Annotated in this window: 11 protein-coding genes; 6 read left to right on the top strand and 5 right to left on the bottom strand. The window is 71.6% G+C overall.

Annotated features, from left to right (window positions below):
• Nucleotides 1-52: 52 nt before the first annotated feature.
• On the top strand, nucleotides 53-1,291 hold the full coding sequence (gene mshC, locus ACN267_RS10565; RefSeq protein ID WP_421488535.1) for a cysteine--1-D-myo-inosityl 2-amino-2-deoxy-alpha-D-glucopyranoside ligase: 1,239 nt from the start codon (nucleotides 53-55) through the stop codon (nucleotides 1,289-1,291).
• 107 nt (nucleotides 1,292-1,398) lie between these two features.
• On the opposite strand, the gene ACN267_RS10560 is transcribed toward mshC, so the two are convergent.
• Nucleotides 1,399-1,896: an Lrp/AsnC family transcriptional regulator gene (locus ACN267_RS10560; protein WP_421488534.1), complete on the bottom strand. Its 498-nt coding sequence runs from the start codon at nucleotides 1,894-1,896 to the stop codon at nucleotides 1,399-1,401.
• Between the two features lie 68 nt (nucleotides 1,897-1,964).
• Between ACN267_RS10560 and ACN267_RS10555 the strand changes: the two genes are divergently transcribed.
• A complete protein-coding gene (locus tag ACN267_RS10555; RefSeq protein ID WP_421488533.1) occupies nucleotides 1,965-2,783 on the top strand; it encodes a LysE family transporter in 819 nt (272 codons plus the stop codon).
• A 413-nt stretch (nucleotides 2,784-3,196) separates the two neighbouring features.
• Here the strand turns inward: ACN267_RS10555 and ACN267_RS10550 are convergent, their stop codons facing one another.
• Together ACN267_RS10550 and ACN267_RS10545 are read right to left on the bottom strand one after the other, a co-directional pair.
• Nucleotides 3,197-3,988: a GntR family transcriptional regulator gene (locus ACN267_RS10550; protein ID WP_204960249.1), complete on the bottom strand. Its 792-nt coding sequence runs from the start codon at nucleotides 3,986-3,988 to the stop codon at nucleotides 3,197-3,199.
• A gap of 114 nt (nucleotides 3,989-4,102) precedes the next feature.
• Nucleotides 4,103-4,972 carry a PAC2 family protein gene (locus tag ACN267_RS10545; protein ID WP_204960248.1) on the bottom strand — a complete coding sequence of 290 codons (870 nt, stop codon included), beginning with the start codon at nucleotides 4,970-4,972 and terminating at the stop codon, nucleotides 4,103-4,105.
• 270 nt (nucleotides 4,973-5,242) lie between these two features.
• On the opposite strand from ACN267_RS10545, the gene metH reads away from it, so the two are divergent.
• Together metH and ACN267_RS10535 are read left to right on the top strand one after the other, a co-directional pair.
• A complete protein-coding gene (gene metH / locus ACN267_RS10540) occupies nucleotides 5,243-8,746 on the top strand; it encodes a methionine synthase (RefSeq protein WP_421490409.1) in 3,504 nt (1,167 codons plus the stop codon).
• 176 nt (nucleotides 8,747-8,922) lie between these two features.
• Nucleotides 8,923-9,486, top strand: a complete 564-nt coding sequence (locus tag ACN267_RS10535; protein ID WP_204960246.1) for a hypothetical protein — start codon at nucleotides 8,923-8,925, stop codon at nucleotides 9,484-9,486.
• Nucleotides 9,487-9,511: 25 nt separating this feature from the next.
• On the opposite strand, the gene ACN267_RS10530 is transcribed toward ACN267_RS10535, so the two are convergent.
• On the bottom strand, nucleotides 9,512-9,886 hold the full coding sequence (locus ACN267_RS10530; RefSeq protein ID WP_204960245.1) for a winged helix-turn-helix transcriptional regulator: 375 nt from the start codon (nucleotides 9,884-9,886) through the stop codon (nucleotides 9,512-9,514).
• A 71-nt stretch (nucleotides 9,887-9,957) separates the two neighbouring features.
• On the opposite strand from ACN267_RS10530, the gene ACN267_RS10525 reads away from it, so the two are divergent.
• Nucleotides 9,958-10,368, top strand: a complete 411-nt coding sequence (locus ACN267_RS10525; RefSeq protein WP_421488532.1) for a RidA family protein — start codon at nucleotides 9,958-9,960, stop codon at nucleotides 10,366-10,368.
• 109 nt (nucleotides 10,369-10,477) lie between these two features.
• On the opposite strand, the gene ACN267_RS10520 is transcribed toward ACN267_RS10525, so the two are convergent.
• Nucleotides 10,478-11,659, bottom strand: coding sequence for an ROK family protein (locus ACN267_RS10520; protein WP_421488531.1), 1,182 nt, complete (start codon nucleotides 11,657-11,659; stop codon nucleotides 10,478-10,480).
• Between the two features lie 80 nt (nucleotides 11,660-11,739).
• On the opposite strand from ACN267_RS10520, the gene ACN267_RS10515 reads away from it, so the two are divergent.
• Nucleotides 11,740-13,077: a glycoside hydrolase family 43 protein gene (locus tag ACN267_RS10515; RefSeq protein WP_421488530.1), complete on the top strand. Its 1,338-nt coding sequence runs from the start codon at nucleotides 11,740-11,742 to the stop codon at nucleotides 13,075-13,077.
• The last annotated feature ends 19 nt before the right edge of the window (nucleotides 13,078-13,096 follow it).

Below are 13,096 nucleotides of genomic sequence, written 5' to 3'. Positions count from 1 at the left end.
ATCACCCGGGCGGTTCCTTCCGGCGGCCGGGCGGCTCGTTAGGCTGGCGGTCATGGAGTCTTGGGCGGGACACGAGGTGCCACGGCTGCCGGGTGACGGCGGGCCCCTGAGCTTGTACGACTCGGCGCGGCGCGGTCTCCACCCGAGCCGGCCCGCCGGCCCCGCCACCATGTACGTCTGCGGCATCACCCCGTACGACGCGACCCACCTGGGACACGCCGCCACCATGATCACTTTTGACCTGGTGCAGCGGATGTGGCGCGATGCCGGCCTGACCGTCCGGTACGTGCAGAACGTCACCGACATCGACGACCCGCTGCTGGAACGCGCCGAGCGCGACGGCGAGGACTGGAAGGTCCTGGCGATGCGGGAGACGGCGCTGTTCCGCGAGGACATGGAGGCGCTGCGGATCATCCCGCCGGCGCACTACGTGGGCGCGGTGGAGTCGATCCCGCAGATCGCCGACCGGGTGCAGGAGCTGCTCAAGGACGGTGCCGCGTACCGGCTCGACGACGGCACCGGCGACGTCTACTTCGACATCGCCGCCGCCCCGGCGTTCGGCTACGAGTCGAACCTGACCCGGGAGCAGATGCTGGAGATCTTCCCCGAGCGCGGTGGCGACCCGGATCGGGCCGGCAAGCGCGACCCGTTGGACCCGCTGCTGTGGCGCGGCGCCCGCGACGGCGAGCCGTCCTGGCCGGGCGGCGAGCTGGGTCCCGGCCGGCCCGGCTGGCACATCGAGTGCACGGTTATCGCGCTGAACCTGCTCGGCGACCGGCTCGACGTGCAGGGCGGCGGCAACGACCTGATCTTCCCGCACCACGAGTGTTCCGCCGCGCACGCCGAGCGGCTCACCGGCACGGCCCCCTTCGCCGACCACTACGTGCACGCCGGCATGATCGGGCTGGACGGCGAGAAGATGTCGAAGTCCAAGGGCAACCTGGTCTTCGTCTCCCGGCTGCGCGCCGACCAGGTCGACCCGATGGCGGTCCGGCTCGGCCTGATGTCCGGCCACTACCGCGACGACCGGGCCTGGACCGACGACGTGCTGACCGACGCTCAGCAGCGCCTGGACCGCTGGCGACGGGCCGCCGCCGCGCCGTCCGGGCCGTCCGGCACGGCCTTCCTCGCCGGGGTACGCGAGCGCCTCGGCGACGACCTGGACACCCCTGGCACACTCGCCCTGGCCGACCACTGGGCCGCGGCGGCGCTGTCCGGCACCGGCGACGCCCCCCAGGCCCCATCACTCTTCGCCGACACCATAAACGCCCTCCTCGGCATCCGCCTCTAACCCCCACCCACCCCCCGGCTCCGCCCCACCCCCCGCCCCGCCCGTCGATCATGGAGTTGTGGTGGGGGTTAAGCCCGGATATGCGACGTTTTCGGAGCCCCACAACTTCATGATCGACGCAGCGGACCTGGGCCGGGGCCTGGGCCTGGGGGTGGGGGTTGGTGGGGGTGGGGGTGGGGGGTGGGTGGGCGTAGGGCGACCCGGGTTTGGGTCTGCACCACGCCGCAGCTCTTTTTGAGTCGATGCAGCAACGTGTCCAGGGCGGCGGTGTCCCGCAGCCGGGCCCGCAGCAGGTAGTCGTACGGCCCGGTCATGTGCACCGCGTCGACGATCTGCTCGATCGGGGCGATGGCGTCGACGAACGTCTCGTAGTCGGTCCCGACGTCGAGGCGTACGTCGATGAACACCTCCAACCCGCCCCGGAGTTCCGGCGTCTCGTGGCCGGTGACGACGGTGTACCCGAGGATGACGCCGTCGGCTTCCAACCGGCGGACCCGGGCAGCGGTGGCGTTCGTGCTCAGGCCCACCCGTCGACCGATCTCACTGAACGAACACCTCGCATTTTCCTGGAGGATGCCGAGAATCTGCTCGTCCAGACGGTCCACACCGACAATCGTACGTCGGCACCGCTCATCTGTCGGTCGCACCCGGCGGGGTGCCCCAGACTCGGCGGATGGCTGATGGAATCGTGTTCCTGGCGGTCGCCGGGTTCGCCGCCGGACTGGGGGTGGCCATGCCACTGGGGGCGATCGGGGTGTTGATCTTCCGGGAGGGGATGCTGCGCGGCCACCGCAGTGGCCTGGCCGCCGCGTTCGGGGTCGCCACCGTCGACACCCTCTACTGCCTCGGCGCGCTGCTGACCGGGGCGGCGCTCGCGCCGGTGATCGCCTCGTGGGGGGACGCCCCCCGCTACCTGTCCGGGCTGGTGATCGTCGGGCTGGGCTGCCACCAACTGGCCACCCTGCGCCGCCCCCCGGCACGCCCCGGGGCCGGCCCCGACACCGCCGGAGCCGAGGGGAATTCCACCGGCAAGGCCGGTGCCGGGCGGAAACCCACCGGCGGGGCTGGTGCCGAGGGGGAGCTCACCGGTGGGGCCGGTGCCGAGCGGCACGGCACCGGCGGGGCCCGGCGGGACGGTAGCGGCGGCGGAGTCGAGCGGGACGGCACCGGCGGGCAACGTCCGGCCCGGACCGCAGCCGGACCGGTCTACGTCCGCTTCGTGCTCCTCACCGCGGTCAACCCGTTGACCCTGGTGTACTTCTTCGCCCTGGCCGGGACGGTGAACGCCGTGCCGGGTAGCTGGACGGGGCCCGGGGTGTTCGTCGTCGCCGCCGGGCTGGCCTCCCTGCTCTGGCAGACCGGGCTCGCCACGATCGGCGCGGCCCTCGGTGCCACCGTCCCCGTACGGGTCGCCGACCTGCTCGGGGTGGTCGCCTCCCTGATCGTCGTCGCGCTCGGAGCGACCGTCATCGTGGTCACCGCGCTCACCTGAGGCGCGGCCGACCCCCTTGCGCCCGGTGCCGTCCCGCCGGCCGTGCCGCCGCCGTTGTACGGTGCGGCCCAGCCCCTGTGCGGCCCAGCCCCTGTGCGGCCCAGCCCCTGTGCGGCCCAGCCCTTGTGCGGCCCAGCCCTTGTGCGGCCCAGCCCTTGTGCGGCCCAGCCCTTGTGCGGCCCAGCCCTTGTGCGGCCCAGCCCTTGTGCGGCCCAGCCCTTGTGCGGCCCAGCCCTTGTGCGGCCCAGCCCTTGTGCGGCCCAGCCCTTGTGCGGCCCAGCCCCTGTGCGGCCCAGCCCCTGTGCGGGGGCTGGACCGGGACAGGACCGGACCGGCACAGGACCGGACCGGACCGGGGCTGAGCCGGACCGGGACGGGGGCCGGACCGGAGGGCGGGCGGTGCCCGGTCGGGATCAGCCGAGGACCAGTCCGGGGTCGGGGTCGGGGTCCGGCGCGGGGGCGGGAACCTGGTACTCCTCGGTCAGCGTGGTCATCGGGCCGGGCCAGGTGGCCTGGGCGACCTCGATCGGCTTGCGGTGGGCGTCGTAGGCGACGTGCAGCAGGTGCAGCACCGGCGTGTCGGGGCGGATCTGGAGCGTCTCGGCCTCCTCCCGGCTGGGCTGGCGGGCGCTGATGGTGTCGGCGGCGGTGGTGTACCGCCGGCCGGTGGCTTCCTCAGCCTCCTGGTAGAGCGGTCTGCCGAACGCCTCGGCCCGCTCCAGGGAGGTGCCGGCGGTGTCCTTCGGCAGGAACCAGGACGCGCCCACCTCCACCGGGGACTCGTCGGTGCGTACCAGGTGCCGGCGGCAGAGCAGCTCGGTGCCGTCGGCGACCCCGAACGCGTCGGCCACCTCGGGTGGGGCGGGCGACCGACCGACCGAGACGAGCTGCTGGCGGTACCGCGCGGCGAGGTCGGCGTGGTAGCCGCGGAAACCACCGTAGCGGCCCCGGGAGAGCCGGTTGAGCCGCCGCCGGGTGCCCCGCACGTACGTACCGGAGCCGGGTTTGGTGATCAGGATGCCCTCGACCCGCAGCTGGTCGACGGCGCGTTGCACGGTCTGCTTCGCCACCCCGAACATCTCGGCGATGGCCGGGATGGACGGCAGTCGCTCGCCCGGCCCCCAGTCGCCCCGCCGCACCTGGGCCTTGAGCTGCGCGGCGATCTGCCGGTGCGGGAACTCGGCGGCTCCCGGGTTGATCTGCACGCCCGCCTCCTCCTGACAGCTAGGTTCCTAGGATGCCCTAGACGGGGTGACGACGCCACCCCGGACACGCCGAGGGCCCCGGACGCCACGACGCCCGGGGCCCTACGGGGACGACTACCAGGAACCGGCGGTGGGGCCGGCGGAACCGCCCCGGCGGCGCAGGTACTTCTCGAACTCCTGGGCGATCTCGTCACCGGTCAACGGGGTGATGCCCGCGTCGCCGACGCGTTCCTCCAGCTCCCGCACGTACTCGCCCAGCTCGGCGTCCTGCTCGGCGGCGCCACGCACCCGCTGCTCCCACTCGGCGGCCTCCTCGGCGAGGTCGGCCATCGGCACCGGCAGGTCGAGCACGTCCTCGACCCGGTGCAGCAGGGCCAGGGTCGCCTTGGGGCAGGGCGGGTTGTTGGCGTAGTGCGGCACGTGCACCCAGAACGACACCGCGTCGACCTCGGCCCGGGTGCAGGCGTCCTGGAGCACGCCGACGATCCCGGTGGGCCCGTCGTAGCGGGTGGGGGTGAGCTGGTAACGCTGCGCGGCCTGGGCGTCGGAGGCGCTGCCGCTGATCGGCAACGGCCTGGTGTACGGCACGTCGGCCAGCAACGCGCCGAGCAGCACCACCCGTTCGACCTCCAGGCTGTGGCAGATCTCCAGCACCTGCTCGCAGAACGTGCGCCAGCGCATGCTCGGCTCGATGCCCCGGATCAGCACCACGTCGCGGTCGGTGCCCTCGGGGCTGGCCACCACGAACTTGGTGGTGGGCCACTCCACCCGGCGGGTCTCGCCGTCGGACATCGTGATCGTCGGGCGGCTGACCTGGAAGTCGTAGAACTCCTCCGGGTCGATCTCGGTGATCTGGCGGGCCTGCCAGACCTGTTCCAGGTGTTCCACGGCGGCGGTGGAGGCGTCCGCGGCGTCGTTCCAGCCCTCGAAGGCGGCGATCGCCACCGGGGACCGCAGCACCGGCAGCCCGTCGAACTCGGTCACGCCGTCACCTCGCCCCGCTCGTCGCCGACGGTGCCGGGGGTCGGCCCGGTCATCCGCCCGCCGTGCACGGTGGCGTCCCTGATGTCCTTCACGTCCGCAAGCCTACGTCCCGGCGCGGCGCGTGGCCCGTCGGCCGCGCCGGTCCGCCGATCCACCCGGCCCCGAACCGGTACGAACCGGCCCGGTGAGCGGATCGACACATAGTGGGACGGGGTCGGGCGTCGACAATCGTCGGAATCCTCGCACTAACCTGAACCTGTGCGGACTTCGTTGCGGGATGTGCTGGCCGACCGGATCCTCATCGCCGACGGGGCGATGGGGACAATGCTGCAAGCAGCCGATCTGAGCCTCGACGACTTCGAAGGGCTGGAGGGCTGCAACGAGATCCTCAACGTGACCCGGCCCGACGTGGTGCGCGGCGTGCACGAGGAGTACCTGGCGGCCGGCGCGGACTGCGTCGAGACGAACACGTTCGGCGCCAACCTCGCCAACCTCGCCGAGTACGACATCCCGCAGCGCATCCGGGAGCTCTCCGAGGCCGGCGCGCGGATCGCCCGGGAGGCCGCCGACGCGTACGCCACGGCGGAGCGCCCCCGGTTCGTGCTCGGCTCGATCGGCCCCGGCACCAAGCTGCCCACCCTCGGCCACGCCCCGTACGCGACGTTGCGGGACGCGTACCAGGAAAATGCCGCCGGACTGATCGCCGGTGGGTCGGACGCGCTGATCATCGAGACCTGCCAGGACCTGTTGCAGGTCAAGGCGGCCGTGGTCGGGTCGAAGCGGGCGATGGCCGAGCTGGGCCAGCAGGTACCGATCATCTGCCACGTGGCGGTGGAGACCACCGGCACCATGCTGGTGGGCAGCGAGATCGGGGCCGCGCTGGCGGCCATCGAGCCGCTGGGGGTGGACCTGATCGGGCTCAACTGCTCCACCGGCCCGGCCGAGATGGGCGAGCACCTGCGCTACCTGTCGCAGCACTCCCGGATCCCGCTGTCGGTGATGCCGAACGCCGGCCTGCCGGTGCTGACCGCCGACGGGGCGTACTTCCCGCTGAGCCCGGTGGAGCTGGCCGACGCCCTCGAACGGTTCGTCGCCGACTACGGCGTGGGGCTGATCGGCGGCTGCTGCGGCACCACCCCGGAGCACATCCGGGCGTTGGCCGAGCGGCTGCACGGTGCGACCCCGGTGCCGCGCGAGCCCCGGCACGAGGCGGGCGTCTCGTCGATCTACCACCCGGTGCCGTTCGCCCAGGACGCCTCGGTGCTGATGGTGGGGGAGCGGACCAACGCCAACGGCTCCAAGGCGTTCCGCGAGTCGATGCTCGCCGCCGACTGGCAGGCGTGCGTGGAGGTGGCCCGCAGCCAGGCCCGCGACGGCTCGCACCTGCTGGACCTGTGCGTCGACTACGTCGGCCGGGACGGCACGCAGGACATGCGGGAGTTGGCCGGCCGGTTCGCCACCGCGTCCACCCTGCCGATCATGCTGGACTCCACCGAGCCGGCGGTGATCGAAGCCGGGTTGGAGATGCTCGGCGGGCGTTGCGTGGTCAACTCGGTCAACTTCGAGGACGGCGACGGCCCCGACTCCCGCTACGCGCGGGTGATGCCGGTGATCGCCGAACACGGTGCGGCCGTGGTGGCGCTGCTCATCGACGAGGAGGGACAGGCCCGTACCCGGGAGTGGAAGGTCCGGGTGGCGGCCCGGCTGATCGACGACCTGACCGGGCGTTGGGGGATGGACCGGTCGGACATCCTCATCGACGCGCTGACCTTCCCGATCGCCACCGGCCAGGAGGAGACCCGCCGGGACGGCATCGAGACGATCGAGGCGATCCGGGAGATCGCCGCCCGCTATCCGGGGGTCAACTTCACCCTGGGCATCTCGAATGTCTCGTTCGGCCTCAACCCGGCGGCCCGGCAGGTGCTCAACTCGGTGTTCCTGCACGAGTGCGTGCAGGCCGGGCTGACCTCGGCGATCGTGCACGCCAGCAAGATCCTGCCGATGTCCAAGATCCCCGAGGCGCAGCGCGAGGTCGCCCTCGACCTGATCTACGACCGGCGGCGCGAGGGCTACGACCCGGTGCAGCGGTTCATCGAGGCGTTCGAGGGTGTCGACGCCGCGTCGGCGCGGGCCACCCGGGCCGAGGAACTGGCCGGGCTGCCGTTGGACGAGCGGCTCAAGCGGCGGATCATCGACGGCGAGCGCAACGGCCTGGAGGCCGACCTGGACGCCGCGATGGCGCAGGGCCGGTCCCCGCTGTCCATCATCAACGACATCCTGCTGGACGGGATGAAGGTCGTCGGCGAGCTGTTCGGCTCCGGGCAGATGCAGTTGCCGTTCGTGCTCCAGTCCGCCGAGGTGATGAAGACGGCGGTGGCCTACCTGGAGCCGCACATGGAGGCCGTCGAGGACGGCGGCAAGGGCCGGATCGTGCTGGCCACCGTGCGCGGCGACGTGCACGACATCGGCAAGAACCTGGTCGACATCATCCTGTCCAACAACGGCTACGAGGTCGTCAACATCGGCATCAAGCAGCCGATCACCGCGATCCTCGACGCCGCCGAGGAGCACCGGGCCGACGCGATCGGCATGTCCGGGCTGCTGGTCAAGAGCACGGTCATCATGAAGGAGAACCTCGCCGAGATGGCGTCGCGCGGGGTCGCCGAGCGGTGGCCGGTGCTGCTGGGCGGGGCGGCGCTGACCCGGGCCTATGTGGAGGACGACCTGCGGGCGATGTTCCCTGGCCAGGTGCACTACGCCCGGGACGCCTTCGAGGGGTTGGCCCTGATGGACCGGGTGATGACCGCCAAGCGTGGTGGCGCACCCGTGATCGACCCGGAGCGGGAGGCGGCCCTGGCGGCCCGGCGGGCCCGCCGGGAGAAGCAGCGCACCATGGTCACCGAGGCACTGCCGGAGCTGGACGACGCCTCGGTCCGTTCCGACGTGGCGACCGACGTGGCCGTACCCACCCCGCCGTTCTTCGGCACCCGGGTGGTCAAGGGGGTGCCGCTGGCCGACTACGCGGCGCTGCTGGACGAGCGGGCCACCTTCCTCGGCCAGTGGGGGCTGCGCGGGTCGCGGGGCGGCCAGGGCCCGTCGTACGAGGAACTGGTGGAGACCGAGGGGCGGCCCCGGCTGCGGTACTGGTTGGACCGGCTCATCGCCGACCAGGTGCTGGAGGCGGCCGTGGTGTACGGCTACTTCCCGGCGTACTCCGAAGGCAACGACCTGGTGGTCCTGGACGAGAACGGCACCAGCGAGCGGGCCCGGTTCTCGTTCCCCCGGCAGCGGCAGGAACGGCGGCTCTGCCTGGCCGACTTCTTCCGGCCCAAGGGCGACGGGCTGGACGTGGTGGCGTTGCAACTGGTCACCGTCGGCCAGCCGATCAGCGAGTACACCGCGAAGATGTTCGCCGCCAACGAGTACCGCGACTACCTGGAGGTGCACGGGTTGTCCGTGCAGCTCACCGAGGCGCTCGCCGAGTACTGGCACCGGCGGATCCGCTCCGAGCTGACCCTGCCGGGCGGCGGCACGGTCGCCACCGGCGACCCGACCGACCTGGCCGGCCTGCTGCGCAACGACTACCGGGGCTGCCGGTACGCGTTCGGCTACCCGGCCTGCCCGGACCTGGAGGACCGGGCCAAGATGGTGGATCTGCTCGGGGCGGATCGGATCGGCGTGCAGTTGTCGGAGGAGTTCCAGCTGGTGCCGGAGCAGGCCACCGACGCGATCGTGGTGCACCACCCGGAGGCCAACTACTTCAACGCCAAGTGAGGTCATGGTCCTGTATCTACCTCGATCTGGGCACAGTGGCGTCGAGGCGATGGTGGGGCTCCGGGAGAGATGATCCGCTCTGGTGACGTCGACGTGATTGGCGGCAAGGTGGACGACGGCCCCTCCAGCTGAGTGGGACAGGGCCGTCGAGCCTGGGGCCGATAGGATCGGCGGGCATGTGGCGGCGACGTTCCAAGGTTCGGCTGGCGGTAGGTGTCGGCGCGTCCAGGAAGGTCAGCGCGTTCGTGCTCAGCCTGCCGTTCGTCGTCACGGCGGGGGTTCTGCTTTGGGCGCCGCTGTACCTGATCGTCGAGTCGGTCACCGAGAGTCCGGTCGATCTGTGGGGCTCACTGCTGCCTCATCTGTTCGTCTCTGCCGGATTCCTGCTGGGCGTCTACCTCATGGGAGCTGTCAGCCTGGCGATAGTCGCGGTGATCCCCTACGCGGTGTGGCTGGACGGGACGATGCTCGGTGAGCGCCTGTGGTTTCGGACGCGATGGGTCGATCTGTCCACGGCGGACATCGACGCCGAGGATGACCGCCGGCGAGACATCGTGTCGTTGCTGGTCAGGACTGGGCATCCGGTGTTCGAGGTGAGGTTGCCGCTGCACGGGATGAAAAGCCGGCGGCCGGAGCAGCTTGTCGCGCTTGCCGACGCGATCACCGGCACCAGGGTTCGTCAGGGTACTGAGGATGCCGCCTTCATCGTCGCCGAACGGATACGCCGCCTGGCCTCCTGACTTCGGTTCCGGCGCGCCGGCGACCTCACCCGGTCTCGTCGTACGTCCGGCGGGCGGCCTCGATGGCGGGCAGGTGCCGCCCGGCCCAGTCGAGGAGCACGTCGACCGGGTGCCGGAGCGTCTTGCCCAGCGGGGTGATGCGGTACTCGACGGCGACCGGCCGTGACGACAGGACGTGGCGGGCGACGATGCCGTTGCGTTCGAGTCGGCGCAGGGTGGCGCTCAGTGACTTCTGGGACACGGCGGGGATGGCGTGGCGCAGCTCGTTGAACCGGCAGGGCCGTTCGCAGAGCTGGTTGAGCACCTCCAACGACCACTTGTCGAGCACCTGGTCCAGCAGCTCGCGGTGCGGCGGGGTGATCTGGAGGGCTTCCGACGGCAGGGGTGTGGTTTCCGGCATGACACCTAGTCTCGTTGAAGTGTCCTCGGAGCACCAGGTATCCATGAGATACCAACGAGGGAGGAACTCAGATGGGTGTTCAGCTTTTCTCCGCGCCGGGCATGATGCAGCCCGTTCCCTACCACCACGTCGCGGTCGCGTCGGGGTCGCGCCACGTCCACGTGGCCGGTCAGATCAGCCGCGACGAGGCCGGCCGGCCGGTCGCCGTCGGCGACCTGCGGGGTCAGGTCGCCCAGGCGCTGCGCAACACGGGGTACGGGCTGGCCGGTGCCGGCGCGGGCTTCGCCGACGTCGTGCGCCTGACGTTCTACGTGACGAACTGGTCGCCGGAGCGGATCGGTGACTTCATGGCCGGGGTGGCGGATGTCGCGGGGGAACTCGGCCTGCCGCAGCCGTTGCCCCCGTCGTCGCTCATCGGCGTCGACTATCTCTTCGAGCCCGACGTCCTCGTCGAGGTCGAGGCGACGGCGATCCTGGACTGAGGTCCCGGCCCGGCACTACCTGTATCGGCGATCCAGCGGTATCCGAGCGGTCCGATACCGCTGGATCGCCGATATTGCGCCGGTCAGGCCAGGCCGGGCTGGCGCGGGCTCAGCGGCCCTGGGTGAGGAAGCCCTCCAGGGCGAGGGTGGCTGCGCCGAGGCTGACCGGGTTTCCGGCGACGGGGGAGCGGACGATCCCGGTGGCGGCGAGCGGGCGGCGCAGCGCGTGCTGGGCGACCACGGTGCGGACCTCGTCGCGCAGCCGGTCACCGAGCCGGTCGGCGACCCAGCTGCTGAGCACGATGACCTCCGGGTTGAGCAGGTTGACCAGGTCGGCGACGGCGACGCCGAGGTAGCGGGCGGTCTCGGCGACCACCTTCGCGGCGGTGGGGTCGTCGGCGGCCAGTGCGGCGGCGAGGGCGTCGAGGGTGGCGGTCTGGTCCTCGGGGTGCAGCAGCGGGCTGGTCGGGGCAAGGTCGCGCAGGGTCTGCATGATGCCGGGCGCGCCGACGTACGCCTCGACGCAGCCCCGGCTGCCGCACCGGCAGAGCCGGCCGTCGAGGACCAGGGTGGTGTGCCCCCACTCGCCGGCGCTGTTGCTGCTGCCCCGGTAGAGGGTGCCGCCGAAGGCGAGGCCCGCGCCGACGCCGGTGCCCAGGTTGATCACGGCGACGTCGTCGCGGCCCCGGGCGGCCCCGGCCCACAGTTCGGCGAGCACCGCCGCGCGCAGCGGGTTGTCCAGGTGCAGCGGCAGCGGCAGGTGGTCGGCGAGCAGGTCCCGCAGCGGTACGTCGTGCCAGTTCCAGTTGGGCGCGAACACCGACACGCCGCCCTCCCGGTCGACCTGGCCGGGGACGCTGACCCCGACGCCGAGCACCCGGGCCCCGGTGCCGGCCAGGACGGTGTCGATGCCGCTGACGATGTGCCGGACCACCTGGTGGGGGCGGCGTTCCAGGGGGCGTAGCGCCTCCTCGGCTCCGGCCAGCCGGGTCAGCGTGGTGTCGAAGAGGTCGACGTGCACGTACGTCTCGGCGACGTCGACGCCGACGAGCAGGCCGCCGTGCGGGTCGGCGGCGACCAGGCCGCGCGGTCGCCCGCCACCGGAGTCCTCCTGGCCGGCCTCGGTGAGCAGCCCGAGGTCGGTGAGTTCGGCGACCAGGGTGGCGACGGTGCCGAGGCTGAGCCCGGTGTCTACGGCGAGGCGTTGCCGGCTGGTGGTGCCGGCGGCGACGACCTGCTGGACGACGGTGAGCCGGTTGGCGGAACGGATGTCGCGGGAGGTCCGGGCCATGGCGCTTATCGCAACACTTACGAAAACCATTGGCAATAGTGCAGGATGACACCTGTCGATTTAATGAGAGAGGTGTGTCGATGGGACGTCTCCGGTACGGCGCCCTGGCGGCGGTGCTCTGCGTGCTCGGCGGCCTGCTGGTCGCCGTACCGGCGCGGGCCAACGCCGCCGGGCCGGTCCCGCACTATCTGATGACCGCGTTCACCAACAGCAGCGAATCCAACATGTACGTCTACGACTCGGCCGACGCCAGCCGGTTCACCCTCCAGCGGGCCAACGCCTACACCCCGCCGTCCGGGCTGGTCCGCGACCCGAGCGTCATCAAGCACACCGACGGCTACTACTACCTCGTCTACACCACCGGCTGGACCGGCAACACCATCGGCATCGCCCGCAGCAGCGACTACCTGACCTGGACGTTCCAGCGCAACGTCACCATCGGCGTCGCGCCGGCCAACGGCAGCACCTGGGCCCCCGAGTGGTTCGTCGACAGCGACGGCAGCGTGCACATCGTCGTCTCCGTATCGCAGACCGGCACCGCCGGGCAGTTCCAGCCGTACCGGATCACCGCGACGAACGCCGCACTGCCGGCGTGGAGCGCACCGGCGGCGCTCGCCGGCATCGGCACCAACCACATCGACAGCTTCATCGTCAAGGTCGGCAGCACCTACCACAACTTCATGAAGAACGAGACCACCAAGTACATCGAGCACGCCACCGCCCCCGCGCTGACCGGCCCGTGGAGCTGGGTCGGCACCGGCAACTGGGCCGGCTGGGGCTCCGGCCTGGAGGGTCCCGCCCTGGTCCGGCTGCCCGACAACCGCTGGCGCATCTATTTCGACCAGTACGGCGCCGGCCGCTACTACTCCGCCGACAGCAGCGACCTGTACGGCTTCACCGGCAAGACCGAACTGGCCGGGCTGTCCGGCACGGTGCGGCACTTCACCGTGCTGCGGGAGAGCGTCGGGGACAACTCCGCACCGCCCACCGGCAGCCGCTCGCTGCGCTCGGCGAACTTCCCCGACCGCTACGTCCGTCACCGTGACAACGTCGCCCGCATCGACGTGCTGAGCAGCGGCAGCGCGCTGGCTGACCGGCAGGACGCCACCTTCCAGATCGTCGCCGGGCTCGCCAACGCCTCCTGCTACTCGTTCCGCGCGGTCAATGGCTCCTACCTGCGGCACTGGGACTTCACGATGCGGCTCGCCGGCAACGACGGCAGCGCCGTCTTCGCCGGGGACGCCACCTTCTGCAGCCGTACCGGGCTGGCCGGGGGTGGCAGCTACTCGTTCGAGTCGTGGAACCACCCCGGCCGCTACCTGCGCCACTACGACTACGTGCTGCGGGTCGACCCGTACGCCGCCGGCAGCACCTTCGCCGGCGACGCCTCGTTCACCCTCACCACGCCGCTGGCCTGAGCGGTCCGACGCGCCGGCC

The sequence above is a fragment of the Micromonospora sp. WMMD734 genome (assembly GCF_049178975.1).
GTDB lineage: Bacteria > Actinomycetota > Actinomycetes > Mycobacteriales > Micromonosporaceae > Micromonospora > Micromonospora wenchangensis.
The sequence above is the reverse complement of the archived record's forward strand: the minus strand, read 5'-3'. Positions and strand labels throughout refer to the sequence as shown.

Coding starts and splice junctions, on each gene's coding strand:
- ACN267_RS10530 (WP_204960245.1), bottom strand. CDS start 9,886: ATGCCGGAAACCACACCCCTGCCGTCGGAAGCCCTCCAGATCACCCCG.
- ACN267_RS10535 (WP_204960246.1), top strand. CDS start 8,923: ATGTGGCGGCGACGTTCCAAGGTTCGGCTGGCGGTAGGTGTCGGCGCG.
- ACN267_RS10555 (WP_421488533.1), top strand. CDS start 1,965: ATGGCTGATGGAATCGTGTTCCTGGCGGTCGCCGGGTTCGCCGCCGGA.
- ACN267_RS10520 (WP_421488531.1), bottom strand. CDS start 11,659: ATGGCCCGGACCTCCCGCGACATCCGTTCCGCCAACCGGCTCACCGTC.
- ACN267_RS10515 (WP_421488530.1), top strand. CDS start 11,740: ATGGGACGTCTCCGGTACGGCGCCCTGGCGGCGGTGCTCTGCGTGCTC.
- ACN267_RS10525 (WP_421488532.1), top strand. CDS start 9,958: ATGGGTGTTCAGCTTTTCTCCGCGCCGGGCATGATGCAGCCCGTTCCC.
- mshC (WP_421488535.1), top strand. CDS start 53: ATGGAGTCTTGGGCGGGACACGAGGTGCCACGGCTGCCGGGTGACGGC.